General features: G+C 57.9%; 22 protein-coding genes. 8 read left to right on the top strand and 14 right to left on the bottom strand.

Going from position 1 to position 25,067, the window contains the following annotated elements:
• From LCF40_RS18435 to LCF40_RS18410, 6 genes are all read left to right on the top strand, one after another.
• On the top strand, positions 1 to 335 hold a 335-nt coding region (locus LCF40_RS18435; RefSeq protein WP_224829653.1), incomplete at its 5' end, for a transposase.
• Positions 336 to 440: 105 nt separating this feature from the next.
• Positions 441 to 1,172: a hypothetical protein gene (locus LCF40_RS18430; protein WP_224829652.1), complete on the top strand. Its 732-nt coding sequence runs from the start codon at positions 441 to 443 to the stop codon at positions 1,170 to 1,172.
• Positions 1,173 to 1,361: 189 nt separating this feature from the next.
• Entirely contained in the window at positions 1,362 to 2,285 is a 924-nt protein-coding gene (locus tag LCF40_RS18425) for a methyltransferase domain-containing protein (RefSeq protein WP_224829651.1), read from the top strand.
• A 614-nt stretch (positions 2,286 to 2,899) separates the two neighbouring features.
• On the top strand, positions 2,900 to 3,655 hold the full coding sequence (locus LCF40_RS18420) for a helix-turn-helix domain-containing protein (RefSeq protein WP_224829650.1): 756 nt from the start codon (positions 2,900 to 2,902) through the stop codon (positions 3,653 to 3,655).
• Positions 3,656 to 3,727: 72 nt separating this feature from the next.
• A complete protein-coding gene (locus LCF40_RS18415) occupies positions 3,728 to 6,277 on the top strand; it encodes a heavy metal translocating P-type ATPase (RefSeq protein ID WP_224829649.1) in 2,550 nt (849 codons plus the stop codon).
• 46 nt (positions 6,278 to 6,323) lie between these two features.
• Positions 6,324 to 7,346 (top strand): sodium:calcium antiporter, encoded by a 1,023-nt coding sequence (locus tag LCF40_RS18410; protein WP_224829648.1) that lies wholly within the window; start codon positions 6,324 to 6,326, stop codon positions 7,344 to 7,346.
• Here the strand turns inward: LCF40_RS18410 and LCF40_RS23820 are convergent.
• Positions 7,343 to 7,510: an amphi-Trp domain-containing protein gene (locus LCF40_RS23820; protein WP_224829647.1), complete on the bottom strand. Its 168-nt coding sequence runs from the start codon at positions 7,508 to 7,510 to the stop codon at positions 7,343 to 7,345. The two genes, LCF40_RS18410 and LCF40_RS23820, sit on opposite strands and share 4 nt — an antisense overlap.
• A gap of 179 nt (positions 7,511 to 7,689) precedes the next feature.
• Positions 7,690 to 8,100: an arsenate-mycothiol transferase ArsC gene (locus tag LCF40_RS18400; RefSeq protein ID WP_224829646.1), complete on the bottom strand. Its 411-nt coding sequence runs from the start codon at positions 8,098 to 8,100 to the stop codon at positions 7,690 to 7,692.
• 102 nt (positions 8,101 to 8,202) lie between these two features.
• Between LCF40_RS18400 and LCF40_RS18395 the strand changes: the two genes are divergently transcribed.
• The gene (locus LCF40_RS18395) at positions 8,203 to 9,198 is read left to right on the top strand and encodes an arsenic resistance protein (protein WP_224829645.1); all 996 of its coding nucleotides are present in this window, start codon (positions 8,203 to 8,205) and stop codon (positions 9,196 to 9,198) included.
• 51 nt (positions 9,199 to 9,249) lie between these two features.
• Here the strand turns inward: LCF40_RS18395 and LCF40_RS18390 are convergent, their stop codons facing one another.
• The 3 genes from LCF40_RS18390 to LCF40_RS18380 form a co-directional block, all read right to left on the bottom strand.
• Complete coding sequence (locus LCF40_RS18390) at positions 9,250 to 9,573, bottom strand: SWIM zinc finger family protein (protein ID WP_224829644.1); 324 nt, start codon at positions 9,571 to 9,573, stop codon at positions 9,250 to 9,252.
• Between the two features lie 169 nt (positions 9,574 to 9,742).
• On the bottom strand, positions 9,743 to 10,006 hold the full coding sequence (locus LCF40_RS18385; RefSeq protein ID WP_224829643.1) for a hypothetical protein: 264 nt from the start codon (positions 10,004 to 10,006) through the stop codon (positions 9,743 to 9,745).
• Between the two features lie 101 nt (positions 10,007 to 10,107).
• Positions 10,108 to 10,359 (bottom strand): hypothetical protein, encoded by a 252-nt coding sequence (locus LCF40_RS18380; RefSeq protein ID WP_224829642.1) that lies wholly within the window; start codon positions 10,357 to 10,359, stop codon positions 10,108 to 10,110.
• A 2-nt stretch (positions 10,360 to 10,361) separates the two neighbouring features.
• On the opposite strand from LCF40_RS18380, the gene LCF40_RS18375 reads away from it, so the two are divergent.
• Positions 10,362 to 11,273 carry a hypothetical protein gene (locus LCF40_RS18375; protein ID WP_224829641.1) on the top strand — a complete coding sequence of 304 codons (912 nt, stop codon included), beginning with the start codon at positions 10,362 to 10,364 and terminating at the stop codon, positions 11,271 to 11,273.
• Positions 11,274 to 11,628: 355 nt separating this feature from the next.
• Here the strand turns inward: LCF40_RS18375 and LCF40_RS18370 are convergent, their stop codons facing one another.
• The 9 genes from LCF40_RS18370 to LCF40_RS18330 form a co-directional block, all read right to left on the bottom strand.
• Entirely contained in the window at positions 11,629 to 11,781 is a 153-nt protein-coding gene (locus LCF40_RS18370; protein WP_224829640.1) for a DUF8012 family protein, read from the bottom strand.
• Positions 11,782 to 11,854: 73 nt separating this feature from the next.
• Positions 11,855 to 12,325, bottom strand: a complete 471-nt coding sequence (locus LCF40_RS18365; protein WP_224829639.1) for a hypothetical protein — start codon at positions 12,323 to 12,325, stop codon at positions 11,855 to 11,857.
• Between the two features lie 608 nt (positions 12,326 to 12,933).
• On the bottom strand, positions 12,934 to 13,299 hold the full coding sequence (locus LCF40_RS18360) for a zinc ribbon domain-containing protein (RefSeq protein ID WP_224829638.1): 366 nt from the start codon (positions 13,297 to 13,299) through the stop codon (positions 12,934 to 12,936).
• Between the two features lie 268 nt (positions 13,300 to 13,567).
• Complete coding sequence (locus LCF40_RS18355) at positions 13,568 to 14,428, bottom strand: DNA-binding protein (RefSeq protein ID WP_224829637.1); 861 nt, start codon at positions 14,426 to 14,428, stop codon at positions 13,568 to 13,570.
• Between the two features lie 1,267 nt (positions 14,429 to 15,695).
• A complete protein-coding gene (locus tag LCF40_RS18350; RefSeq protein ID WP_224829636.1) occupies positions 15,696 to 16,235 on the bottom strand; it encodes a hypothetical protein in 540 nt (179 codons plus the stop codon).
• Between the two features lie 1,303 nt (positions 16,236 to 17,538).
• Positions 17,539 to 19,092 carry a primase-associated protein gene (locus tag LCF40_RS18345; protein WP_224829635.1) on the bottom strand — a complete coding sequence of 518 codons (1,554 nt, stop codon included), beginning with the start codon at positions 19,090 to 19,092 and terminating at the stop codon, positions 17,539 to 17,541.
• Positions 19,085 to 20,008, bottom strand: coding sequence for a bifunctional DNA primase/polymerase (locus LCF40_RS18340; protein WP_224829634.1), 924 nt, complete (start codon positions 20,006 to 20,008; stop codon positions 19,085 to 19,087). Before LCF40_RS18340 ends, LCF40_RS18345 begins: the two co-directional genes overlap by 8 nt.
• Positions 20,005 to 20,313 carry a hypothetical protein gene (locus LCF40_RS18335; RefSeq protein WP_224829633.1) on the bottom strand — a complete coding sequence of 103 codons (309 nt, stop codon included), beginning with the start codon at positions 20,311 to 20,313 and terminating at the stop codon, positions 20,005 to 20,007. The genes LCF40_RS18340 and LCF40_RS18335 overlap by 4 nt, the downstream gene beginning before the upstream one ends.
• A gap of 2 nt (positions 20,314 to 20,315) precedes the next feature.
• Positions 20,316 to 24,449: a helicase HerA domain-containing protein gene (locus LCF40_RS18330; RefSeq protein ID WP_224829632.1), complete on the bottom strand. Its 4,134-nt coding sequence runs from the start codon at positions 24,447 to 24,449 to the stop codon at positions 20,316 to 20,318.
• Positions 24,450 to 25,067: the final 618 nt, after the last annotated feature.

Raw genomic sequence — 25,067 nt, 5'->3', positions numbered from 1 at the left:
ACTGCATCCGGGTGGTGCTCGACAACCTCGACACGCACAAAGCCTACGCGTTCTACGAGTTTCTCCCACCACAGGAAGCGCATCGTCTGCTCTCGAAACTCGAGTTCCACTTCACACCAGTCCACGGCAGCTGGCTGAACATGGCCGAGATCGAGTTCAGTGCCCTCGCTACTGAATGCCTCGATCGACGGATTCCCGACGCAGCGACCCTCCGTGCGGAGGTTGCTGCGTGGGAACGCATCCGAAACGAGGATGACTCCGCTATCGACTGGCAGTTCACGACCGAAGATGCACGCATCAAACTCCGGCAGCTATATCCAACAAATCACGATTGAACCTGTAGTAGGCAAATCCAAGTCTTCTCGATAGATACGCCGCTGCCAGAACTGGTTGAGCGACTCAACCGGTTCCAGCCGACCGTCGTTGCTCCCTACGCGAGCATGGCTGCACTACTGGCTGGTGAGCAAGAAGCAGGCCGTCTACACATTAATCTGGCACTGATGGTGCTCGCTGCCGAGGGGCTCCCGCCAAGCGAGTATGATCGGATTGCCACCGCGTTCGACACGAAGGTCCGTGACAGCTATGCCGCCACCGAGTGTCCGTTCATCAGCTACAGATGCGAACATGGGTGGCTGCACGTCAATAGCGATTGGGTGATGTTAGAGCCGGTTGACGCCGACTACCAGTCTGTTCCAGCAGGTGAGCAATCGCACACGGTTCTCGTGACCAATCTCGCCAACCGGGTACAGCCAATCCTGCGCTATGACCTCGGTGATAGCATCGTGCAGCGGCCTGATCCCTGCCCGTGTGGGAATCCGCTGCCCGCGATTCGCGTTCAGGGCCGCGCCGCTGATGTGCTTACGTTCCCTGCTGAGAAGAACGAGACGGTTAGGATTGCTCCCTTAGCGTTCAGCGCGCTGATGGATCGTATACCCGGGATTGAGTTATTTCAGATCGTGCAGGTCGCACCGACGACCTTGCGGGTGCGCCTGCGGGTCGCGGATGGTGCCAACCCAGACCGCGTGTGGCAGACGGTAAACACCGAGATCATGGATCTACTGACGGAGCACGAGCTTGCCCACGTCACAGTCGAGCACTCAGAGGAACCACCAGAACAATCCCATGGTGGCAAAATTCGCACAGTTATCCCACTGAACTCGGTGAGCAGTTAGATTCACCTCGGTCGACGCTTTTATATCGGCTCTAACGTGCAGAAGGGGAGACTTGCAAGACACCTCGTTGAGACGAGTAGTTCAATCAACGCAAAGATTCGGTCTTCTTCTCTTTGATTTTCTCACAACGAACCCACTTTGGCGAACGCCAACAAAAACCTATACGAACAGCGTTCGTATCCCAATCTAATGAGTAGAGCGACGGACAACACCCAGTCTGGGGACACCTCTGATGGTCGTTCCCGGACGCTCCAGCTCACGGTTCCCGAAATGGATTGTCCATCGTGTGCTGGGAAAGTCACCAAGAGCGTCGAGAAACTCGATGGGATCGAGGAGCTTGACCCACAGCCAACGACCGGCGCGCTCACGGTCACGTTTGACCCATTGAATACAGATGAAGAGATGGTTCTCGACAGAGTTGAGAAAGCCGGCTACGACGTCCAGCGCCCAACAGAAGAAGCGACTCCTCGAAAGCAGGGGTTCGTACCTGCTCTCGGATATCGGATTCTAACACCACTATATGATCCCATTCTTCATATTACACTTCGTGAAAAGAAATGGAAATCTGCCACCGTTGAACGGCTATCCTTAGAGGACGGGGAAGTCTTAGATCTCGGATGTGGAACAGGCACACTGACTGTAGAAATAGCTCAGCACTACCCAGATACGGCTGTTCACGGTATTGATATCGATCCTGCCATGCTCGCTATCGCTCGTGACAAGATAATGAAAGACTATCAACACGTTCAGTTAGTCCGAGGAACGGTAACTGATCTACCGTATCCGGATGACCATTTCGATTCTGTCATATCAAGCCTCGTCTTTCATCACCTGACAACCGATCAAAAGCTGGTAACGATGTCAGAAGTCCAGCGAGTCTTACGACCGGGCGGTGAATTCCACTTGATCGACTGGGGTAGACCAGCTTCTCGTCTACAACGAGCTTCGTTTTATATAATTCAATTGCTCGACGGTTTCGATACGACCAGTGACAATATCGATGGGAAACACCCGGTGTTCCTTGACCAGAGCGGATTCAAGGAGGAAACCAATCCTGAAATCGTTAGAACTCCCCTAGGCACAATTCGAATTCATCGTGTGACAAAACCATAATATGAGGCATAAGTCTGTATCACTATTCTAAATCTGGCATCCAGAAACAACTTCAGTTTTATTATATATTTTCCCATGCTCATTGTCCGCTATTATACGCTATTGAGTAGTCTCTTCGTCTGAGATATAACAACTAAAACCGAAGCTACTGCTAGTATCCCGGTGTTCGTAGAATCATGTAGTGAGTGATATCCAGATTAGATACATCGTTCTTACGCTCTTGTGAAGCACGTTGTTGATGGCTTGCCTTCTTGCGATTCACAGCAGCAACTAGTCAGCAGTGTGGGAGTCAGATGACGGATGTCCCCACTGAAACGATGGCCCGGTGAACTCGGGATACACGACGCCACCTCTGCCAACAATCTCCTTCACAAGAGCGTCGTTCTTATTCAAGGGAAATGCCGTTTCAATATTGATGCGGTCAATCTTCAGTTGAGGTGTCCTCAGTGCGAATACGCGTCTGTATCAAGCATAATCGCCTGAAATCAATCGTCGACTGAGGAGTTCAACAAAGACTAGGAGTTTAACTAGACGGTTCCGTCGGGTCAGAAGCGTTCGTTGAACGTTCTTTTGGGAGCGCATCAGTTTTGAAGCCCCTCGACATACACGTACATATGCGAGAGTTCGTCTTTGCCCTCGAATACGAACCGGGGCGTAATTCGGTCGCGGATACACTAGCAACGTACCCGGAGACAACCCTCCGGTCGCTTGCGTGCCACGTCAGTCCAGAGAGTCTCTGGCGGGTCGATCGCGCAATCGGGAGTCCAGAGGCACTAGATGCCCTCGAAGACGCGTTTCTGAACGCAGAATACTTCTCTGACTGTCTCATTACGGAAGACTGTGGCGCGGATAGTGAGACGGAGATTCTTGACCGAACAGATGATGCGCTGATTCTGTACACCTACTGGGAACGAACGTCGGTTTGTACGTCAGTCCCACACCTTGCACTCGAACACCTGGGGGATGGGTTGTTGTTCGATACACAGCGCGAGGGCCGTCGCTACACGTGGCGCATTATTCTCGCCAATGAGGCGAACGTGCACGCTTTCTTCACGGCGCTACAAGAGGAGGTTGGCGATTGCGCGGGTATGGAAATGATTCGGCTGACAGATCTCTCTCCGTCCCCGACATCCCAGTCGGCATCAGAGGATACGCTCTCACAGGAACAACGGGACGCCCTGCGTACGGCTATCGAACATGGATATTACGAGACCCCCCGACAGATCGATCTGACTGAACTCGCTGAACAGCTCGATATTCCTCGGTCGACGCTTTCATACCGGCTCCAACGTGCAGAAGCAGAACTCGCAAAATATTTCGTCGAAACGGGGAACCCACTGGAAGCAGAGTCACTGTCTTCTTCTCTCTGATTCACCTGCGACGAACGAGGTTTGGCGCACGCCAATTAAGGCAAATACGGATAGCGTTCGTATCCTAAATTGATGAGTCAATCAACGGATTCCACCCAGTCCGGATACACCTCTGACGGTCGTCTCCGGACGCTCCAGCTCACGGTTCCCGAAATGGACTGTCCATCGTGTGCTGGGAAAGTCACCAAGAGCGTCGAGAAACTCGACGGGATCGAGGAACTTGATCCACAGCCAACAACCGGAGCGCTCACAGTCACGTTCAACCCTACGAAAACCGACGAAGATGCGGTTCTCGATAGGGTTGAGAAAGCCGGCTACGCTGTTGAGCGTCCGACAGAAGAAGTTACTGGGCGGTTTACCGTCCCCGAGATGGATTGCCCCTCGTGTGCCAAGAAAGTAGACAAGAGCCTGGAGGGGATCGAGGGGATTACCGAAATCGATCTCCAACCCACCACCGGGACGGTTACGGTCATCTACAATCCGAACGCGACCTCAGAGCAGACCATTACTGAGGCGATCGAAGGCGCAGGGTATGAGGTCACTGAACGTTCAGCTGATGATTCGGAGGCCACAGCTGGCGGTGTTGCAGCGCCAGCGGAGATCTGGACGAGTACACGGGGGATCAAGACGTGGATCGGCGCGGGATTCCTGACGCTCGGACTCCTGGTCGAATTCCTGCTGACAGCACAGAACGTCATCGTCGGGGATCTTCTTGGCTTCGAAGTTCTGCTCGCCGACGTCTTCTTCCTCGCTGCAATTGTGAGTAGTGGCATTCCGGTTGTCCGAAGCGGGTACTACTCCGCCCGAAATTTGAGTCTCGATATCGATCTGCTGATGGGAACTGCGATCGTCGCCGCCACCGGCATTGGCCTCTTCGTCGAAGCCGCGACGCTTGCAGTGCTGTTCAGCATCGCAGAACTCCTCGAAGAATACGCGATGGATCGCGCCCGAAACTCCCTCCGTGAACTGATGGAGTTGTCGCCGGATGAGGCGACCGTCCTCCGGGATGGCGACGAACAAACCCTGCCCGTCGACGATGTCCACGTGGGTGATACGGTCGCCGTCCGGCCTGGCGAGAAGATCCCGATGGACGGCGTGGTCACCGAGGGCGGAAGCGCGGTCGATGAATCACCGATTACTGGTGAAAGTGTCCCTGTCGACAAAACCCAGGGTGACGAGGTGTACGCGGGCACGATCAATGAAGAGGGGTACCTCGAAATCGAAGTGACGTCCGAGGCATCGGACAACACGCTTTCGCGAATCATCGAGATGGTCCAGGGCGCACAGCAGCAGAAAACCGAAAGCGAGCAGTTCGTCGATAAGTTCGCAGGCTACTACACGCCCATCGTCGTCGTGGCCGCAATCCTGACTGCGGCCGTTCCACCGCTCGTATTCAATGGCCCGTGGCAGACGTGGTTCGTTCGCGGCCTCACGCTGCTCGTGATCGCCTGCCCATGCGCATTCGTCATCTCGACGCCAGTGAGCGTCGTCTCCGGGATTACGAGCGCCGCAAAAAACGGCGTCCTCATCAAGGGAGGCAAACATCTCGAGGCGATGGGCGACGTCGAGGCCATCGCCTTCGACAAGACGGGGACACTCACGAAGGGTGAACTCACCGTCACTGACGTCGTCCCGCTGAACGGGTATAGCGAAGCTGATCTCCTCCGCTATGCTAGCGGGCTCGAACAGCGGAGTGAACACCCAATCGCGGATGCGATTCTCGATCACGCCACCGAGGCGGATGTGGCGCCTGCGGAGGTGGCTGACTTCGAGAGCATCACCGGGAAGGGTATCCGGGCCGAGATCGATGGGACGACTTACTTCGCCGGAAAGCCGGATCTCTTTGGTGATCTCGGTGCCGACCTCTCACACGCTCACATCGCGACGGACGGCGGTGTGCTCACTGACGCCGAGGACGAGTGCGAACAGGGCAGCTGTGTTGATTTAACGGACGACACGATCCCTGACCTCCAAGCTGACGGGAAGACGGTCGTGGTCGTCGGGACAGAGACGTCCGTATTGGGTGTGGTTGCGATTGCAGACGAAATGCGACCAGATGCCGCTGCGGCTGTCGAGCGGCTGCACGAGCTCGGCGTCGAGCATCTGATCATGATCACAGGTGACAACGAGGGAACGGCCCGGGCCATCGCTGAGCAAGTCGGAATCGATGAGTACCGGGCTGAGCTCCTCCCCGATCAGAAGGTCGAAGCGATCGATGAGTTGAGTGAGGAGTACGGCGGAGTGGCGATGGTTGGCGACGGCGTGAATGACGCGCCCGCGCTCGCAACTGCGACCGTTGGCATTGCCATGGGAGCGGCCGGAACGGATACGGCACTCGAAACCGCTGATATCGCGCTGATGGGCGATGATCTTTCGAAGTTACCGTATCTCTACAAGCTGTCACACAAAGCAGGAAACGTGATTCAACAGAACATCTGGACGAGTCTCGGCGCGAAGGGCCTGCTCGCAATCGGCGTCCCGCTCGGCTACGTCAGCGTTGCAGTGGCCGTGATCGTCGGCGACATGGGGATGAGCCTCGGTGTCACCGGGAACGCGATGCGGCTCTCACGGATTGTTCCCGAGCGTCTGCGCAGTGACGCTGACCAAGAGACGGGCGCATGAACTCATGACCGTCTGACTACCAAACAGAACTCCTTATTCTGATTTGATGTCGCTACGCATTGGCTTTTGGTTCGGTATCCTACTAATTTCGGTTTTTGCAGCCCACTGGGGAGCAGAGCGATTGAGTAGTCCCTTGAAAAAACTGCGGCGGCAGTGGGGATTAACCGCGGTTGCCGGGGGGACGTTTATTGGGCTGGCTGCAGCCAGTCCGGAGATCGCTATTAACACGGTAAGTGCACTCCGTGATGTCGGCTCTATCGGGCTTGGAAATTCATTCGGGGCGAACGTCCTCTCAATGCCACTCATGGTGACGGCCGCTTATCTGGCCGTCCGCACAACGGACGTAACTCAGCAACGTGGCGAAGACAGCAAAGCAGCCGCGTCTCAGAACCCGACAGATTCTCCAGAACAACTTCCAGTCAGGCGAACGGCAGTAACCGTCTTAGCGATTCCCTATATTCTAATTTTAGTTCTCGTTGCTGTATTGACTCTACCTGCGCCCTGGCGAGGGCTCCAACCCCTTGATGGGTGGCTATTGGCCATCGCTTATCTCATTTATGCGGGCCAGGCGCTTGTACGCGGCCGACAGGAGGGTGAGAACGTCCAGTGGACCAGAAAAGAGGTCGGGCTTGCAGTGGCGGGTGTGATCGTGCTTGCTGTCGGGTCATATTTCGCGATTCGAGCGACCGAACAACTCGTCGCTGCGTTCGGCATCTCGGAGATCGTCGGGGGACTGTTCATCACTGGCACGATGAGTACGCTGCCCGAACTTTTCGCGACGTGGAGCATCGTGAAGAGCGGGCAATTTACATCGGGAACGACGGGTGTGGTTACAGATAACGCGGTGACGATGACTGTCGCCCTCGTTCCACTCGCATTTGTGACCGTGCCAATAGATGATTTCCAGCTCTACTGGGTGAGCTTCGCGTTTCTAGTGGCGATGCCCTTGCTATACACTGTTTTCATCTATTGGAGCCCAGAACAATCCGGATTCTCACTCTGGCAGGTGATCGCCTTCGATCTCAGCTATCTTGTCTTTCTCGGTGTCATCATCGCTGTCATCTTCTAGAGTGATTGTTGATAGCTCTTCCAGTTCTGCGTCTCCCTCTTGGCTTGCCATTTGAGTTCGAACTCGATATTCCGTTCCACAGCACCAACTTCCTCACCTTCGTCTTCAACTTCAGCTTCGAAGATGACGGTGGTAGGAGGATCAACGTAGAAGGTCTTGAACACGACTGGAACGGTAACAGGGCCATCATCGCGGAGCTTCTCGGCGAATTCCTCGAAGTAGTTAGGATCTCTGCTCGGGCAAGCTGCTGTTCAGCCTCAATTTCGTCAGACATCCCCCAACTGATATTATGTACATGTGAGTGCCATTTTGACCTTGTGGCATAGACTTTCAAGCATATAGATTAGTGAGAAGCTTCGAGCTCATCGAAAAAGTCGTTCACTCGGTACTTGATCTCATCACGTTGCTCTCGTGTCCCGTCGGTTCCTTCGCTGGTTGCCTCGAGCGACCACACACGATGTTCGCCGTTCCAGCCGTCGGGTCGGAATTGATCGACGGAGCATCCCATCGTCACGATGCAGTCCGCATCCTCGACATCGTCCGGCGTGATACGGCGCGGCGTGCGTTCGCTAATGTCGATACCCTCCTCTCCGAGTACGTCAACGACATCATCATGCACGCTCTCCGCGGGCTCAGTCCCTCCTGTTACAATATCGACGTCGAGATCCCGCCGGTCACGTTCCTGTTCTGCGAACGCTGTTGCCATCTGGCTCCGGCCAGCGTTTCCGACGCACGCGAACGCGATCTTCGTCATCGTCCGTGGGCGTTCGCTCTCTGATGCCTATACTCTGTTGCTGGCACGAATCCTGGGTGCAATCCACAGTCCTAACCCCGCATGGAACCGACGCTTTAGTGAATGGAGTTCGTCGAGAAGTACCAGACGGTATTCGTTCTCGCCGCCATCGTCGGTGGGCTCGCGCTGGGTCAAATCGCGGGTATCCCCGCCGTTGCGGATCGGCTGATCCTCCCATTTCTGATGGTCATGCTGTTTGCTGCGTTCACCGGTGTTTCGTTTTCCCGGCTCCGGGCGGCGTTCGGGAACCGCCGCGTCGTCGGATCGAGCCTCCTGGTCAACTTCGTCTGGAGTCCGCTGTTGGCCGTCGGCCTCGGTGCGCTTTTCCTTCGGGATCACCCGGCGCTCTGGGTCGGTCTCATCATGCTGTTGGTCACGCCCTGTACGGACTGGTATCTCATCTTCACCGATATCGCCGACGGAGACGTTCCCCTTGCCACCTCGATCCTTCCGTACAACCTCGTCTTACAGTTGGTACTGCTTCCGGTGTATCTGTACGTCTTTGCGGGAGCGTTAGTTGAATTACCCCTCGGGGTGTTGATAGAGAGCGTCGGTCTCGTCCTCGTGGTTCCACTCGCGTTTGGCGGGCTCGCTCGGTGGGGGTTGACCCGCACGAAGGGGACGACGTGGTTCACCGATCGATTCCTCCCGAGGCTGAGCCCGGTCCAGATCGTCTTTCTGAGCCTCGCAATCGGAGCAATGTTTGCCTCACAAGGGGAGGTAATCGTCGAGAACCCGGGACTGCTCGCGTTGCTCGCGCTTCCCGTCATCGCGTTTTACGCGATCAATCTCGGTGTCGGCTTCGGTATCGGTCGCCTGTTGTCGTTTTCCTATCCAGAGGTGGTCTGTTTCAACAACACGATCCTCTCGCGGAACTCCCCGACAGCGCTGGCGATTGCAGTCGTCGCCTTTCCCAACGACCCGCTTATCCCATTAGCACTCGTCATCGGTCCGCTATTGGAACTGCCGTTGCTGGGGATCATCGCACAGGTCCACGTCGCAATCAGGGACCGGAACTGGTGGTCGCTCGATCTCCGGTCGGTACTCGGAAGCAGCTGAGGTCAAGAGCGGTTTGTATGCACCTGGACGTAACACGATCGCAAGTATTGCTCACTGAGTAACGACTGGGGGAGCAGAGAGATTTCGAACTCGCTGGAGATTACACGCCGAGTCGAGGACGTGTGAACGGATCGCGATCGTGACTCGATGTTTGCACGCACTTGGATGGTGTTCGTCGGCTGGGCACTCACAGCTGTCTGGAAGCCCGTCGTCGATCGTCACGAGGTACTCGTGATCAGTCGGATCCTCGTGGCTCGCGTTGCGGACGAGCACGCCTTGTTCGACGAGTTCGAACTCGAAGGCTTCGTACTGAGCGCGTTGAAGCGTTCTGTCCGTTAGCTCGAGGCGGTCAAGCGGGTGCGGTGAGACTGACATGGGAGTCACTGGGAAGGCTTTCGTTCAGCGTCCGTGAGCGGCGCTGAGAGCGAGCGAAGGACAGACACGAGGATTGGGCTGGGTAGTCGACCTGTCCTGTTCTCGGCGGCCAGAGACGGCCAGCGTGGGCACGTGTCCGTTCTCAATCGGCTCGAAGCTGCGTTATGGTTCATTCGCACTCCGTACAGATGAGCGAAAGTCCGAGGCGTTCGGCACTCTCGCAGTGGTGTGTCTCGACGAAGCCGATCTTGCCACAGTAATCACAACTCGTATTCGTCTGATCGGGCAGGTCGAACAGTTCGAAACGGGCACTGGCTGTCTCGAAATCGGAATTGGGACCGGACCTGGGACCGGACTCGAGATCAGGATCGAGCGTTGGTTCGGGGGTGAACTCGGCAGTGATCGGTTGTGAAGCCTGACTGGCAGTGATCATCTCGGTCTCCTCGCCCCTCAGGGGGACCGGCCAACGCCACCGTGCGGTGCGAGCCGCATGGTCGCCGGCCCTCTCATTGTCGCTGTTAGTCCCCTACGTCGTCACGGCAATCCCTTCCCGGCCTGCGTTTGGATCTTCTCAACGCCGTGGCTCCGCAGTTCCCATGTTTCGGCAGGCGTCCAGTCGTTGTATTCCCGATCGGCGCATTTGATCTCGTGGCGAATGTCGCATCCAATGCCGGGATACCAGTTCGCCACGATTCGATGCGTCACTGTGATGTGACGCTTTTGAATCCCAGTATACGGACTGTCCGACCACGTAGCGATCAACCGCTCTGTCTCGGTTTCAGCCATTAGTGAAATCCTCCACCCCTCTTGGGGAGTACAACAACACAACCAGGCCGTGCGGTCGGGTCAGTGATCATCAGGCCGTGTGCTGGATCGTCATCCTCGAATCCCTCTCCCCCTTCTCGGGGGTGAACGACATCACGTCCGGTACGGTCAGCGATCAGCGGACTGCTGGTGCTGTGGAGGAGCGTCAGTTACCCCACACGTGTGTACTGGCCGTTGTTCGTGGGGTAACCCAGAGTCAGCAAATAGTATTAATAGCGCGACGACCGTCGATCGGATGGAGCATGGATCGAGACGCTTTCGAGATTGGTGAGCCAGTGGTTGACCGCGATTCACCTGACGACGATCCCAACACGGCAATCGTTGTCAATTGCCCGCCACAGGCTGCCGACGACTGGACTGCCTACCGCAATACGACCGTCGCAGAGGACAATCCCGACTATCCCGAGGATGCCTCCGTTGCCATCGTGGTCTACCGCCACGAACTCGCCGAATTCGACCCCGACTGGGCTGAACGCGACGGGCCGTTCCCGCTCGCCGAACTCAACGAAGCTGGTGTTTCTCACTATTCGTACCCCGTCCCCCGTCTCAGAAGCCTCGCCACCGACGATTCCGGCGAACCCGATGAAACCGACGAGGAAGGCGAGAACGCGGACACAGGCAACGAGGATCAGACCGAAAGTGATCCCACCGAAACCTCTACAGACGCTGACCAGACCGACTCCGAGCCGTCTGCCGACGTCCGCACGCTCAAAGAGAGGCTCATAGACTGTGGGCTGGCCGCCGAGATCGAACCCGATGGACACACTGTCGTCACCGAAAAGCTCGGTGTCACCTACCGCCTCACACCCGGTGAACTCCTCGAGGGCGACGGTCCCCACCGCGACCAGATCGAAGAGATCGCCGCTGACGTGTGACCAGCGGGACGGCTACACCGTCGTCGAAACGTTACCTGCCTATCTGTCGGTCACCGTGGCACCGTTCGATGCGGTGGCTGCGTACAGTATTGCCATACCTCGCGGAGGATTCCGCCCCCGTACTCCTCTCGTGGGCCAATCCAATCTCGTGGGCCAATCCAATACTACGGGCTGGCGATCCGTGGGCCATCCGGAACCGACGCGAACCCGAGCGGTGGCGCGCGATGAAAGCGCGCAATAGCGCGCTGAACGCGCGAGGGACGACCAAGGAAGCGCACGCCAGTGCGCCCCGCAGGGCGTCGGCTGGGGAGGACGCGAGCGAAGCGAGCGTGTGGTTCTACACCAAAAAAAGAGCCTATCGAATCTCCACAATCCCCACCTCTTCAAGACTTCCCACTGCTTCAGCGATCTTCTCTCGATCCTCGCTGCTCAACTGATCATCGTCGATGCTCTTGAGATTGCTTAACGCCAGATGCACCCGGTAGGCGGCTCCGTGTTGGGACTCCATTTCCTAACCCCTCTACCCTGGGGGGTGACCAACGCTACCGGCTGTGCGCTCTCTGCTCGCGAAGTCGATCGACTCAGACGATCGGCTTTGGTCCTCGCAACGACAGTGTGAGATCCCCATTCTCTCGCCCATCGCCCTCCCTCAGCAGCTCGTAGCGTTCCTCGAGGTCACTGCAGACCCGGTCTGCGACCGAGAGTGCTTCCTCAAGCGTTGGGACTTCCGCTTCGATCGATCCCCAGTCCGGGTTCGCGTTCGGGTACACTCCCACTTGGTACGTTCCACGGATTCGCTCGCGCCAGCTCGGCGACGGCTGGTACAGCGGCGTCGGCGCGATCGTCACCTCCATCGGCGTCGACAGTATCCCCTCTTGTATTTCCTCCTCGAAGAACCGAACTAACGAGAGGACACACTTTCGTCGTCCCAGTGCCCACGGACGGACGCTTCCCTGCTCGCAATCCCACGCCTCGAATCGCGCGTCGATGCTTTCGGTCGTCTCGAGTCCCTGTGCGGTCGCGGATCGACTAACTGAGTTCTGTATCGACATCTCTGAAACCCTCTACCCCTCCGGGGGGTTGAACAACGCCACCGGGCGGCTACGTTTTCGTGTCACTCTTGTTCGTGTTCATCGACCAGCCATGGGTCGTCTCGTCGAACTCACCCACACTCTGAACAGACGAGATCAACGTCCTGGATCATGGCGTCCTCGCACGCCGCCGTCGGCACTAGGCCGTAGGTCCCACAGCTGTCGCACCGCGTTCCAGACTGAGCGGCAAGCGCTGGCACTTCGCCGTGAGGATCGTGATCGGGTTTCGCAAACTGCGGATCGTCTTCGGCTGTGAATTCAACAACAATCGCCTCTGGCTGGGCGTCTGGTCGATCCGTCATCTCTGATCCCTCTACCCCTCGAGGGGGCGAGCAACGCTACCCCACGAGCGACTCCTCAATCAGTCTCTCTAGGCCGTTCTTTCCCCACCGTCTCCTACGGAGCGTACGGGGAGGTGGCGCGCGATGAAAGCGTGCGATAGCGCACAGAACGCGCGAGGGACGGCCAAGGAGGCCCACGGTAGTGCGCCCCGCAGGGCGTCGGTTGGGGAGGGCGCTCGCGAAGCGAGCGTGTGGCCAAATACACCAAAAAAGAGCCCTTCGGCAGGGTTAGTTCCCCCGCCGCCACGTGCACCCGCACGTCCCACGGTACAGCCTCGTTCCCGCCTCGTCCGCTGCTCGCGTCTGCTGGATCACCACCGACACGGCAACCTCCACCTCACAGTTCGGACACCGCGCCGTCTGTGCTGCCTCCTCCACCGTCTCGTTTCCGGCTTCGTCTGCGTCCTCGTCCTCCGTCCAGATCTTCTCCACCGTCTCTTCTTGAAACAGCGTCACGCTGAACTCTGTCTCCAAGCTGACGACCCGCGCTGCATCGATCAGCTCGCCGCCCGCGAACAGCGACTCCACCGCTCCGACCGCTTCTGTCTGGATCTCGGTACCATGTCCGTCAGTCGGGTTTGTCCTCGTTGACATCTCTTCGAAACCTCCTACCCCTCGAGGGGGCGAACAACGCCACCGAGCAGTGCACTCTCATGACCACTCTCTCCAAAGCGGTTCCGTCCACCCCTTCCCTGCGGGGCTACGAGCGGTGGCGCGCGATGAATCCACGCCGAAAGGCGTGGAGAACGCGCGAGGGACGACCGAGGAAGCGCACGCCAGTGCGCCCCGCAGGGCGTCGGCTGGGGAGGACGCGAGCGAAGCGAGCGTGTGGTTCTACACCAAAAAAAGAGGGGAGTGTCGGCTACTCGTCGGTCCACCACCGGCCGCGCTCGGGGAACTCGAGTCGACTCCACCCGGTCACGGCCAGATTGCACGTCTCGTCGTACCAGTTCTTCTTCACGTTCCTGAATCGCACGGTCTCTCCCTCGCTCACCTTCGTCTGGTAGGAGTTCTTCCAGATCGTGAACTTGATCTTCTCGGTATCGTCCGCGATCAGTCCGACTTGTTGGATCGACGGCTTCGAGGGCTCCCACAGTTCGATGATCTCGCCTTCCACGTCCACTTCGCCCGTCTCCACCTCGGGGACGTCTGCGATGTCCACGATCGACCCTGCTTCAGCCTTGACTTCCTCCATCTGCTCGAGGGTCGCGTCGATCATCGACTTCCCATCTGCGACCCTCTCGGCCAGCCCACGGCTCACTGCCGCCCGGCTCGGTCCCCCACGCACGCTCTCTGTGATCCGCACTGACTGCGTGTTCACTTCTGCGACCTTCGCTTGCTCCAACTCCGACCGGGGATCGACCCGCTCGATCCGCCGCTCACGGCGCTGTTCGACGACCACTTCACGGGTACGCTCTTCACGCCCCTCTTGCTGGCCGAACGTCGCTTTCGCGCTGATCATCTCGAGCTCTTCCTCTCGAGCCCGGATTTCTTCCTCTTGCGCTAACGGCAGGTGGCCGTATTCGTTCTCGTCCCGCCCGACCACCGTCTCCGGGTGCTCGGTCTCGACTTTCGTGTTGACCTCCTGATCGACCGACGCCGCGAACTCCGGCGTCTCGTCCACGACGTCTTCCGCGAACGGATCTGCCTTGTCCGCAACCGCGTACTGGTCATCATCCTGTCCATCCGAACCTTTATCACCGCTGAACTCCTTGGAACTCATGGTTCTAATCCGAAGGCGCTTTCCAACGCGTCTTCACTTCCAACATCTCTCAGTTCCAACTCCGTCGTCCCCTGCAACCGCTCTCGCTCGCGCCTTCAGGTCCCCTAAGGCGCGAGCAGAGCGGGACACCCACCCCCACCAGCCAGCACCGCGCGCCGACCCGCCCGGAGCGAGCGTCCAGCGCATTCCCCGTTCGCCGCGACGCAACCACGTCCGTCGCGGGCGGCGAAGCCGCGGTCCGCAGGACCCGAACGGGTGAAGCGCTGGCGTCGAGACCACATCCAGTTGAGCCCGGAACGCCGCTGTGCCGGTCAGTCGGGTGGTGAGCTGTCGACGGTGCCGTGCGGGAGTCGGCGGCGCACGCCCGGAATGGTCGGTCGCGAGCGAGCGGAGGGCGGCACGCGGCGAGCGGGGCGTGCCGTCGCGAACATACCGGTCGAGCAGCTCGAAAACGGCCGGCTCTTGATTCCCCTTCCTGGTGGACTGCGAAAGGGCGAGGGCATCTCGGTCGTCCCCCGACGACGCAAGCACCGCAACGCAGTGAGGAGCGCAGCGAGGCGCGGGATGCCGAGCGCCCGAGGGCTTTCGGACGTCATCTGCATCGTCACCTCGACTCTGATTCCATTGTCTCTCCCTCGAGATTTCCCACTTCTCCTCCTTCCTCCTCTGCCTCGATCACGCTCACACCCATCGACGACACGACCACGACTTGCGAACCACACCCACGATGCGCAAGCGATCACACCATAGTTCAGCTGAATATCGATGAAGACTCCAACAATCCTCCCAACAGTAGCAGCGGTGATGACGCAACAGCAGCAGCGGTGATGACGCCGATCGCGACACTGGCGGCCCTGTCGACGCTGGCAACAGCACCGAGATCACCAGGGAGTCGCGACCCCGAGCGCGAGACACCGTTTCACGCTGGCAGACCCCCTCATGACGTCCGCACGGAGCAATGAGCGCGGCATCTGGTGCTGATGCTATCCAGCGCACCCCGTCTGGAGCACTGCAATGCACCACAGAGCGGACAGGGAAAGCCCGGCAGCGCAGCGACCGCAGGGAGCGAGCCGCCCGGACCCTGGAGGTGGGTGGGGGTTCGTGGGATGGCGGTACTGTGCGGTGCTGGGCAGCTCGTGAAGTGAGTCCACCGGCACCGGCCGATCGCCACGCTGTAGCGTTCCGCTCCGATCCACCAGATGCGGACGCCTCGAGCGGCCCCGCTGGCCTCGTGATGCCGCCGTTGGCTGGTCGCTACTCGCCTTCCCTATTCGCCTCTCGAGAAGAGCCCTCGAAGTCGATCGCCAACCGAGGCGAGCCAGGCCCGCGTTTGGACCCGAATCGCATGTCGGAGGTCCTCCCGAAGGACCGTGACTTCCCTGTAGTACGAACGCGCCCCCTTCGGCAGTTCGTGGAACCGCTTGTCGCAGTCGATGCACGTGTACTCGAACTCGGCACGGACCCGATTCTGATGCCGCTCGAGATCGCCCCCCTCGCTGTAGTGGAACTCCTCGTACACCAGTTTCTTCGAGACGAACCTACGACTGTCACACCGGGGACACTGCGTCATCGACAGCGGATCTTCTGAAACCGCTCGCGAGGGCGAGCCAGGAATCGGTGACTCCTCACTCATGTGTGGACCCTCTCGAGTCTTCGCGGCGGCGCCCGCGTCGGACTGTGTCTCCTTCCGACCCCACGGCCCCGACTCTTTGCCTTCCTGGACCCACTCGTCAAATTCTTCCTCCAGAACCTGCTCGTGGTTGTCGTCCGGTTCGTCCTCCGTCTCGTGTCGGTCGCTCCATCCCATCGTACCTCTACCCCTCTCTGAGGGGCGACCGACACCACCGTGCGGATGAGTCCGATCGGGACAAAACTGCTCCCCGTTCAGCCCCGCTCCTCGAGTCCCCGAACTCCCTCACTGGTCTGCTCCTCACTGCTCCTCATTCACCCTGTTTTCACTCCTTCTTCTCACGCCATTCTCACTGACTATGGGATCTGATACTTTCCCGTGATTGTGACCTCCTTTCCCTCCTACTTTACCCTCTCCACTATGCGGAGAGATACCGTTGATCTACGCCCTCTTACTCCCAGCTCTCACCTCCTGTTCCCCCGGCCAGCCAACTACTGCATTCTCACCCTTTTCTGTCTGCTTCTCTCCCACGTTTCACTCTCTCCCAGACCCCCGTGTATTCTCCTCCACCACCCCCGCTCACACATCTATATCTTTCCTGGTAATTTCCTGTTCTTCCATTCTTTCCACCGCCCACTTTTCTCCCCGTTAACTACCCCCCTCGTATCTGCATACCTCCCTTATCCTTTGGACGATTTCCAGGTGTGCAAGAGGAGTTTAACGGGCTTAAAACTGGTTAGAGGTTCGTTGGGCATCTCTAAGGCGCTAGAATCGTGGTTAACGAAACCAGATTTTGATGGTGGAACAGAAAACGTGCTGAACGAGGGGGTGAAACTTCTGAAATCGGTGGAATATCGAGTTTTACATTGATTAGAAGTAATGAGTAATCCATTAGATTCGCTATATTATTCTTCTAGATCCGTTCTAACCTTCGTTTGTAGCAGTTTGAGAGGCTAAATCGTGGTTAACGAGATAGATGCGTCCCAGATTAACTTGTTAAGAATATACTCTATATAACATATGTTTTGGGTGGGATCGTCCTCACAGACAATCTGTGAATATGTACTTTAGTTAGGAAAAGACGTAATAGATAACCTTCTCAATTCAGTCACAAAGGCGGAGTAAAAATGTTGTTTCCGGGGTTGGATATGGGAACCAAATGCTCTACCGTCGAATAGTAGAGGGGGAAATCCCCATTTCAGTCCCTTCTTACGGTGGCCCCAGTCATTGGTTCGTTGGGTGGAGACTTTTCTGCACTACTAATATCCAATAATATATGAAGAAAGGGAGAGAATTCAGAGATATATTAATCTGCTCTGAGGGGGAAGAATGAAGTGACATTTCCCGTTCAATCCGGCTCCTCAAACATCTCAAGGCCACCGTTCGTTCCATTCATCTATAGGTGAAATATTTATAGTTTATACTGGATAACAGTGGTATATATTATCGGATGTGGGGTGGATAGAAACGGTGGAGAACTTTAGAACCAGTCTTCGGATTCGTCAAGTTGATCGTACATTTCGTCGGGGAAGGGAAGGCTGCCGTAGATCGAGTACGGGCACTGATCTTTGCCGATGCAGTGTCGTTGCATATCGTCGTTATCACAGCCCATCGGAAGTGGGGTATTTCCTTTGGGACCGATCCCGCGTTCACCGCGACGGTGTTCATATTTGACTTGGTAGTCGGTGATCTCCGAATCGTGCCACGGCCAGCGGCTGAACAGGTCTTGGATTTGTTCGGTGATTTCGTCGATCGGTTTGTCGCGATATTGGGGGAGCCACATCGTCATCCGGACGAAGTTGAAAAGGTCTTTCCGCACTGGCGGGTCCTCGTGAAGCTTGTCGTCCATCGCTGCCATGCACGGGAGTTCGAAAAAGTCTTCAAGTTCCGTGATTTCGATCGGGCGCGCGCCGCCGCCCGAGTGCCCAATCTGGTAAGTGTTGGCACGGCCGGTCCGGTCAATCGTCACTGACCGATGTGAGTCGTGGTCGGCAAGGGTGTTTCCCACACTTCGGGGACTTGAGAGCTGTTGGAGTTGGGCATGTTCGCCCTCATTATCTGGGTTGTAGGCCTCAAGCGCTTCGTATAACTCTGTAGCGGTGTGGAACTCGCCGATTTGGACGCGGGGATCGGTTCGCATGGCTTCTCGAATGAGTTGGACGACGCGCTCGCCGCGATCCCAGGTTGTCCAGATCTGTTGGTAGTGTCCCAGTTCGATAGCGCGGTCTGTGCGGTCGGTGATCGCTGTTTCGGTGGTTGCTAACCAGTTGCGTTCTTCGTCACTAAGATCGTCTTCTTGGGCCGCTCGCAAGCATCCAAAGCCTGTGTCAACATACGTCCGGTATCTGTCTCGCACGTACGCGAGTGGGATATAGAGATTGCCGTTCGCGATCCGGGTGAGAATCTCGCCAGTTTCCTCGGCACTCGTCGCTTCGCTTGTTGACCGTGCAAGGCACGCGCGCGAGGCGGCTGCCATTGGGATTTCGACGTAAAGCTCCTCTTCGGTTTCGTCTTCGCCTTTTTTCTTGTCCTTCTCGTCATCGAACTCGGGCATGGTGGTGACGTCGGTACAGACCCGTCCGGGGTGAGGGCCGTCGTCGTTTGGCGGTTTCGCGTAGAGGACTTCAGCGATCTCTTGGTAGAGTGTCGGGTCGTCGTACTCGTATAAGAGTGCGAGCACGTTGGTCGCGAACAGTTCGCGGATGTTGGCGACCACTTGGTTACGCCGGAGTGGTGTCTCCTCGAACCGGGGTTGGTCCTCGACACAGAGTGTACTCAACGTCGCCAGCAACACGAGCATTCCAGGGTCATCGACGAACGGGTACTCGAGGGGGCGTTCACGCTTCGCGTTCTCGAACGCCGCCGTCCCAAATTGTTCGATATCCGAAATCAAGTCCTCCCTCGCGAGGTCGTCATCGTGCAGATAGCAGTCGTAGCCCCGGAGGAACAACTGAATGATGTCCCGGTTCGAAAACTCGGTCGGCACTGCGACGACGAGATAGGCGTCTCGTTCGGTGTGTCGTGGGTCAACCATTGGGATCACTCTCGAGGAACTGTGGTTGCGCGTCCGTTCGGGGGTCGAACGACGGACTCTCGATCGGCTGGACGACACGACAGACGTCGGCATGCAACGAGTAGGGCACTCGAAGCAGGCGGCTCCGATCAGCGGTCACCACGGGATCGATCGGGATCTCGTATCGCTCGATCAGGAGATCGTTAAGCACTTCTCGGCTTTTCTCGTCGTAGTCGTGCTCGAGATCGTCGTCGAGCAGGTAGACGTGGACGCCTTGCCCAGAGTAGACAACCATCGTCTCTTCGGCAGTGAAGTCTGCTTCGAAGATATCCTGCGTGTCGAAGCCGTACTCAATTGCACGGTTAATGTCCTCGAACGCGTAGGGATACCCCGCAGGGTCGGCGTCACGAATGCCGGAGTCAGCAAGCAACATCTCGCTTCGGCTTGGATTCTCCTGGTCCATTGCGAACGGGCCGTGCTCACCGTCGAGTTCGCGTTCAGCCCGTGCTGCGGCAATATCTTTTGCATCGATATCGACAGCGACCACCCACGACCGCTCCCAGTTGTCTAACCCGTAGTACACCCCTGCTGAAACCGGGTCGGATTTCTCGATCAGATCGGGATCGACGAGTGCGTACTCACTTCCCTGGAACGGGTCGTGCCGCGCGGGAGATTGAATGAACGACAGAACGTCCTCGAGCCCGCCGAAGTTCTGTGAGATCTGCTCTCCATTCGAGTCCGTCCGCCGCGTCGCTCGTCGGATGAAGTTCCGATCTGGGCGCTCTTTCTTGCGAATTGGATGGCGCTCGCGAAAGCTGATCCCGAACTCTTTCGGTGCAGTCGCCATAATGAACCCTGGAAGCTGGTCTGTGTACTCGGGAAACTCCTCAGTATAGTACGTGTAGATCTCGTCGCGCGTTGCTTCTCTCCAGGTCATGGGCTTATTCCAGCAAATTGGATGAAATCAATCGCGACGATCAACCCCAGGAGAGCAATAACACCGACCACGACGCCATCCCCCCGTCGCGGGAACGGCGTCCACCTCGGAGTGAGGATCGTCCCGATGAACATCCGGACAGTGAAAAGGACTGGCAGCAACAGCGCGTAGATGACGAGCGCGACAGCAGTGATACTGAGCCCGATTTCCAGTATTCCCCCGTAGGAGTAGATTGGTATATACTGCGACAGATATACCGACACAATATCCAGCTCCGACACAAGACGACGGAGGAGCGAAACCATCGCTATTCCTCTATTCCCTCATTCATTTTTCGGAAGGTCTGTATTGTTGTCATCCCATCGGCTTCAAACTCTTCGACCGTCTCTTGCATCCGTGAGAACACGTGAGCCGCCCGTCCACTCACTTTGCTGGGAAGTCGATTGTGACCGGCCAATACCTCTATCGTATCCTCCGCTTCGCCACGGGACCGAAAAGCCCAGATTGCGTCCGCGTCGACGGCAGCCATTTTGTTGTAGTCGTCTACGACCGCTTGCGCGTTATTCGATGCCATCTCGACTTCACCGACCCGAACGAGTTCACCATCGATATCGAACCCGACGACATCGAATACTGTCTCCGAATCCTGCTGGTGATATCGATCAACCCGCTCAACCTCCTCGAACGTGTTGAACCATTGGACCAGGAGTTCTACCCCAACTTTGTGTGGTGTCTTCTCTCCGAGATCACCAGTTCCTGCGTCGGCTGTGAGCGACTCGTCGAGTAGCTCTCGCCCCTCTGGAAGAACCGTGTAGTATACCCGTCGATTCACCGTCTCTTTCTCGAGCAAATCCTGCTCAATCAATACATGAACATCAAGCCCATCAAGCCCATCTTTCAATTCGTCCATCCCGTCCAAGAGCGTGTAGTCCGGGAGTTCGCGGTTCATCGCGTCTAACACTCGTTTGAGGAAGATCGCGTCGTCTCGAGAGAGGCCGCATTCGCGAAGAGTACCGTCCGTGACTGGACAACTCTCAGTGCCGCCCTCGTTCGCGCCAAAGAGCGAGGGAGTTGGGGAACTGTCGACGGACTCGTCGGACTCGTCGGCATCCCCCACGTCTCCGTCGTCTTCGGTGTCATCTCCGCTGTCTATGACGTCCCTATCGTCTGTGGAGTCAATCCTCTCCCCCATCTCCCTGCTCTCGCCGCCTTCTTCGGTGTCTTCATGCTGGGCCTCGCTCCCACTCTCCGGGGCAGTGTCATTTAACGACGGGCGTTCTGAGTCAGCAGCAACTTCACCTTTCTTTTCGTCCTCACCCCGATCCTCCTGTTCGATCTCAGCCTCACCCTCTTCCTCGACCTCATCTTCGCTCTCGCTTTCGACCTCGGCACCGATCTCGACCTCGTCTGACTCGAGTTCCGGCGGCGACCCCCGCTCGTGATGTGCCCCGTCCCACTCCGACCAGTTCATCACGTCCTCGTGCGTGGGCACTTCCAAGCCGTATTCGTCGTCAGTCCGCTCGATGACCCCTGGCAGGATTTCGTCATCAAAGCGTGCCTGCTCGGTCTCCGACAGCGGCTCGTCGCTCTCTGGATGTCCACTGATGATCGGCAGCGAGTGCAACGTCAGCGGTGCTGGTCGATCCTCACCGAACTTGGGACTCGCAAGCTTCGTGAACCACTCGCCTGACGCTATCCGATTGATCCGGTTGCGAACATCCTCCACGGACAGATCGTCGTGCGTGAACGTTTTCGCAAACCGATCCGTAATCGAGATGTCCCCGACCAGTTTCGTATGCACCTCTGTCAACAGCTCTTCGTACGCGCCGTTGTTGTCCTCGTCCCAGGGGTTGACCTGCTCGGGATACTGCATGACGAGTCCCATGCTCAGCCCCGATGAGCGACCCTGTGGGAGGAGCTGATCGGCGACTAACTCCGTCGCGATGAACGGCGCGGCCTCCTCAAGAATCACGTTCACCACGTTGTCTGGCGACGATCGCCGTCGGTGCTGAATCGAGTGCCACAGGTTACTCAACAGGACCGTGGTCAACCCACGCTGGGCGTCCAGTGTGAGGTCGCCGAGGTCGAACAGGATCGTCACGTCCTCGTCGAGGATATCGCGGAAATCGAAATGGACGTTCTGGTCGTGGAACCCGTAGAGGCTGTCGCCCTCGGCCTCTCGACCGGGCTTGTGGCGCAGCATCCAGTGGAGGTGACGGTCCTCTTTCAGCCGGTTGAGTCGATTGAGCACCGCACCCATCGTGGTGTGGAACTGATGATCCTCCTTGGCGAACTGTGCAGTGAGAGAGTCGTGGATATCCTGGTTGATCCCCGAGACGTCCGGCAGCTCTTGATTTCGCTGCATCCGCGTCGCAGCCTCGACCAGATCATCGAGGCCGAAGACGTCGTCCCCGTGAACAGGATCGAACAGCGCGTGGATGAGGAACGTCAGGATTTCGTTCGCGACGAACGCCTGCTCGTGACGCTCTGCACCCATAATCATCCGCATCAGCGCGTGGAAGTGATCGGCCTTCTCCTTGACCGCGGTTTCCCGGTCGTGGCCGGCTTCGAGCGCGGGCCGAAGATCGAAAAACGAGACTGCAGGAAGCGTCTCAGGCTCGCGGAAGTAGTAGACGTCCTCGAGCGAGCCATGCCGCTTGTAGTGGCCCATGAGGTAGTTGGTGCACATTCCGTCGCCTTTCGGCTCGAACAGGATGTTCGGCCCTGACGTCGTCTCGCTGAGCGAGCGCAGCATCCGATTGACGAGTTGACTCTTCCCACCTCCGGTCGTCGCGCAGACGAGCCAGTGGCGGGTCTGTCGGTCCGGTGGTAATCGAAGCGGCCCATCAATGGAACTGGCGGGGTCCTCGCCCAGCACCATCCCTGTCGTGTACTGCCGGCGCTGGGCAGCCTCCAATCCGGGGAGTGATGTCCGGCTTTCTGGATTCGCGTGGGTTTCTTTGGTGGCCTCGTCAGTGAGGTGCTCGGTGCTCGGCACGATGATCATGTTGCAGAGTTCGTTCGGGTCGAGATGGAGGTCGGGCGTCGAGCGTCCGAGTCGCTTGCCGGTCACGACGTCTCGATTCAGGACACGGTTGAAACAGCGCCGCGAGTACGTCCGGCTGCGGCGGGCGAGCAAGCCTTTATCGTACAATTTTTCGCTCTCAATGCCATAGAATCGCCCCTCAAGCGGATCGAACACCGTGCTGATGCTTCGGAGCGACTGTTTGAGCTCGGACGTGTCACTGCTCGCCGACTTCGGGGGGACGGTTACTACCCGCAGGTTGGCCGTGAACGTATGCCCCAAGTCTTCTGTTTGGAGGTTGTCGATCAGATCACGATCGGCTTCGGGGATCGGTTGGGAGTCCTGTGGATGGCGCTCTTGCTTGGGCTCGGGACCATAGAAGAAATCTTCGATAGCTTGATTGATCGCCTCCCCCCACGTTTCTCGGTCGCCTCGGATCTCCTCGATACGCTGATTGCCACTGTGGGTCGAATCCTGTTCGCCTTCGAACGCTGCCTGAAAGACGATCGGATAATCAGTCGTTGCGAAGTGGTCGATCAGCACGGTTAGGGGCGCGTGCGAGCTATCTTTCGTGAAGTCTTCGTCATCAAGTTCCTCGTCGAAAAGCCTGATCGGCGTCATCGGGTCGCCACTGCCCGTCCACCGCAGACTATACGGCTCAACGTCGTCCGGGTGGGGCCGCGCGAGAACGCCCTCGCCGGTATCACGTGGCGTCTCGAGCCCGAATCTGAGCGAGCCTGGATCGCGGTTTTCTTCGTCCTCTTGTTTCCGGAGTGCGTCGAGGTCAACGCTTGGGAGTTGCCCTCCAAGCGGGGTGTTGGCTCCCGACCCCAACTCCGGCCCCGACTCCGTTCCCGATACCGACACCGACCCCGGGCCGTCGCTGGTACCGGCCCCATCAGCAGCGAGGGGCTGACCGCCGTGAACACGGGTGATCGCTTCGACCTCTTCGACAGAGGTCTGAAGCGCCCCGTTTTCCAGCGCTGCCTCGAACTCCTCGTAGCTGTATTGCTCTGGGGCGACAAGCTTTTCGGCGAGATCGACGGTCACGCGTTCGATTTCGACTGTATCAGGGTAGGCGGAGTTGAGCCGGTCATAGAGCGTCGAGAGATGCTGGTCAGTCGAATAATAGAACTCGATTGGCGCATCCGTGCCGTTGCTGTAGATGGTGAAATCGAACGTCAGCGGGTCAGGGCTGGCAAACGGGTTGATTCGCTGCCAGAACGATTCTTCGGTCGGGTTCAGGGCGTGCAGAGGGCGGATTTGAGTGACGATCTCGGACGGTGCTCGCTCACCCGTCGACGGGATGACGCGAACGTACTCCTGTTTGCGATCGAGCGGAGAGTCGGTGGACGCGTCGAGAGTGAGGACGATCGAATGGACATCCTTCGGGTTGTGGACGCCTTTGCAGACCACTTTGGGGATCTCGGCTTCGACCGTCCGGAACGTGATCGTCCCATAAGAGAGCAGTCGTCCCGCAAGCGACTGGTGACGGGTGGTTTCGACGACACGCTCGAGAGCGAGCTTCGTAAATTGGTCTCCTCGAATCCCTCGTTTGCGGGCGTAGAGCACGTCAGACGTGAGAACATATTCGGTTCGAATCGATCGCAATAGTGGGAGCAGGCCGACGACAACGCCCGTGACTCCGAGGGCGATTGGGATCGCCCCAAGCCACCACAATGGGAGGGTGACGGTCGTCACGACCAGTCCGATCTCGACCGGCGCGAGCCCGATAAGGGCCGGCCCCGTAGCGAATCCAGCGACGCTGGGAGTCGCGAGGGCGATTGCAAGCCCAACGAGGAGGATCGCGCCCGCGTACGCACGAAGCCCACTCCGAGCCAGTGGAGTGCCGACCCACTGCACGTCGAGGTCGGCAACGTCAGCTACTCGGTCGTCTTCTGCAACGATCCACTCGAGATTTGGAGTGTCATCCGTTCCTTCGTAGGCAGACTCACGAGACCGGTCCGCATCATGGTCGCGTCCATCCCAATCATCGGTAGTCATTCCGAGTCACCACCTTCACCGTCAGGGTGG

It is taken from the genome of Saliphagus infecundisoli (assembly GCF_020177375.1).
Taxonomy (GTDB): domain Archaea; phylum Halobacteriota; class Halobacteria; order Halobacteriales; family Natrialbaceae; genus Saliphagus; species Saliphagus infecundisoli.
Note: the sequence above shows the minus strand (reverse complement) of the source record. Positions and strands in the feature narration are given on the sequence as shown.

What these genes read in the sequence shown, in the direction of transcription:
- LCF40_RS18365 (WP_224829639.1), bottom strand. Translation starts at nt 12,325, where the DNA reads ATGTCGATACAGAACTCAGTTAGTCGATCCGCGACCGCACAGGGACTC.
- LCF40_RS18345 (WP_224829635.1), bottom strand. Translation starts at nt 19,092, where the DNA reads ATGGTTGACCCACGACACACCGAACGAGACGCCTATCTCGTCGTCGCA.
- LCF40_RS18395 (WP_224829645.1), top strand. Translation starts at nt 8,203, where the DNA reads ATGGAGTTCGTCGAGAAGTACCAGACGGTATTCGTTCTCGCCGCCATC.
- LCF40_RS18380 (WP_224829642.1), bottom strand. Translation starts at nt 10,359, where the DNA reads ATGGCTGAAACCGAGACAGAGCGGTTGATCGCTACGTGGTCGGACAGT.
- LCF40_RS18425 (WP_224829651.1), top strand. Translation starts at nt 1,362, where the DNA reads ATGAGTAGAGCGACGGACAACACCCAGTCTGGGGACACCTCTGATGGT.
- LCF40_RS18355 (WP_224829637.1), bottom strand. Translation starts at nt 14,428, where the DNA reads ATGAGTTCCAAGGAGTTCAGCGGTGATAAAGGTTCGGATGGACAGGAT.
- LCF40_RS18390 (WP_224829644.1), bottom strand. Translation starts at nt 9,573, where the DNA reads ATGTCAGTCTCACCGCACCCGCTTGACCGCCTCGAGCTAACGGACAGA.
- LCF40_RS18360 (WP_224829638.1), bottom strand. Translation starts at nt 13,299, where the DNA reads ATGTCAACGAGGACAAACCCGACTGACGGACATGGTACCGAGATCCAG.
- LCF40_RS18400 (WP_224829646.1), bottom strand. Translation starts at nt 8,100, where the DNA reads ATGACGAAGATCGCGTTCGCGTGCGTCGGAAACGCTGGCCGGAGCCAG.
- LCF40_RS18385 (WP_224829643.1), bottom strand. Translation starts at nt 10,006, where the DNA reads ATGATCACTGCCAGTCAGGCTTCACAACCGATCACTGCCGAGTTCACC.
- LCF40_RS18370 (WP_224829640.1), bottom strand. Translation starts at nt 11,781, where the DNA reads ATGGAGTCCCAACACGGAGCCGCCTACCGGGTGCATCTGGCGTTAAGC.
- LCF40_RS18335 (WP_224829633.1), bottom strand. Translation starts at nt 20,313, where the DNA reads ATGGTTTCGCTCCTCCGTCGTCTTGTGTCGGAGCTGGATATTGTGTCG.
- LCF40_RS18340 (WP_224829634.1), bottom strand. Translation starts at nt 20,008, where the DNA reads ATGACCTGGAGAGAAGCAACGCGCGACGAGATCTACACGTACTATACT.
- LCF40_RS18350 (WP_224829636.1), bottom strand. Translation starts at nt 16,235, where the DNA reads ATGGGATGGAGCGACCGACACGAGACGGAGGACGAACCGGACGACAAC.
- LCF40_RS18410 (WP_224829648.1), top strand. Translation starts at nt 6,324, where the DNA reads ATGTCGCTACGCATTGGCTTTTGGTTCGGTATCCTACTAATTTCGGTT.
- LCF40_RS18420 (WP_224829650.1), top strand. Translation starts at nt 2,900, where the DNA reads ATGCGAGAGTTCGTCTTTGCCCTCGAATACGAACCGGGGCGTAATTCG.
- LCF40_RS18430 (WP_224829652.1), top strand. Translation starts at nt 441, where the DNA reads ATGGCTGCACTACTGGCTGGTGAGCAAGAAGCAGGCCGTCTACACATT.
- LCF40_RS18415 (WP_224829649.1), top strand. Translation starts at nt 3,728, where the DNA reads ATGAGTCAATCAACGGATTCCACCCAGTCCGGATACACCTCTGACGGT.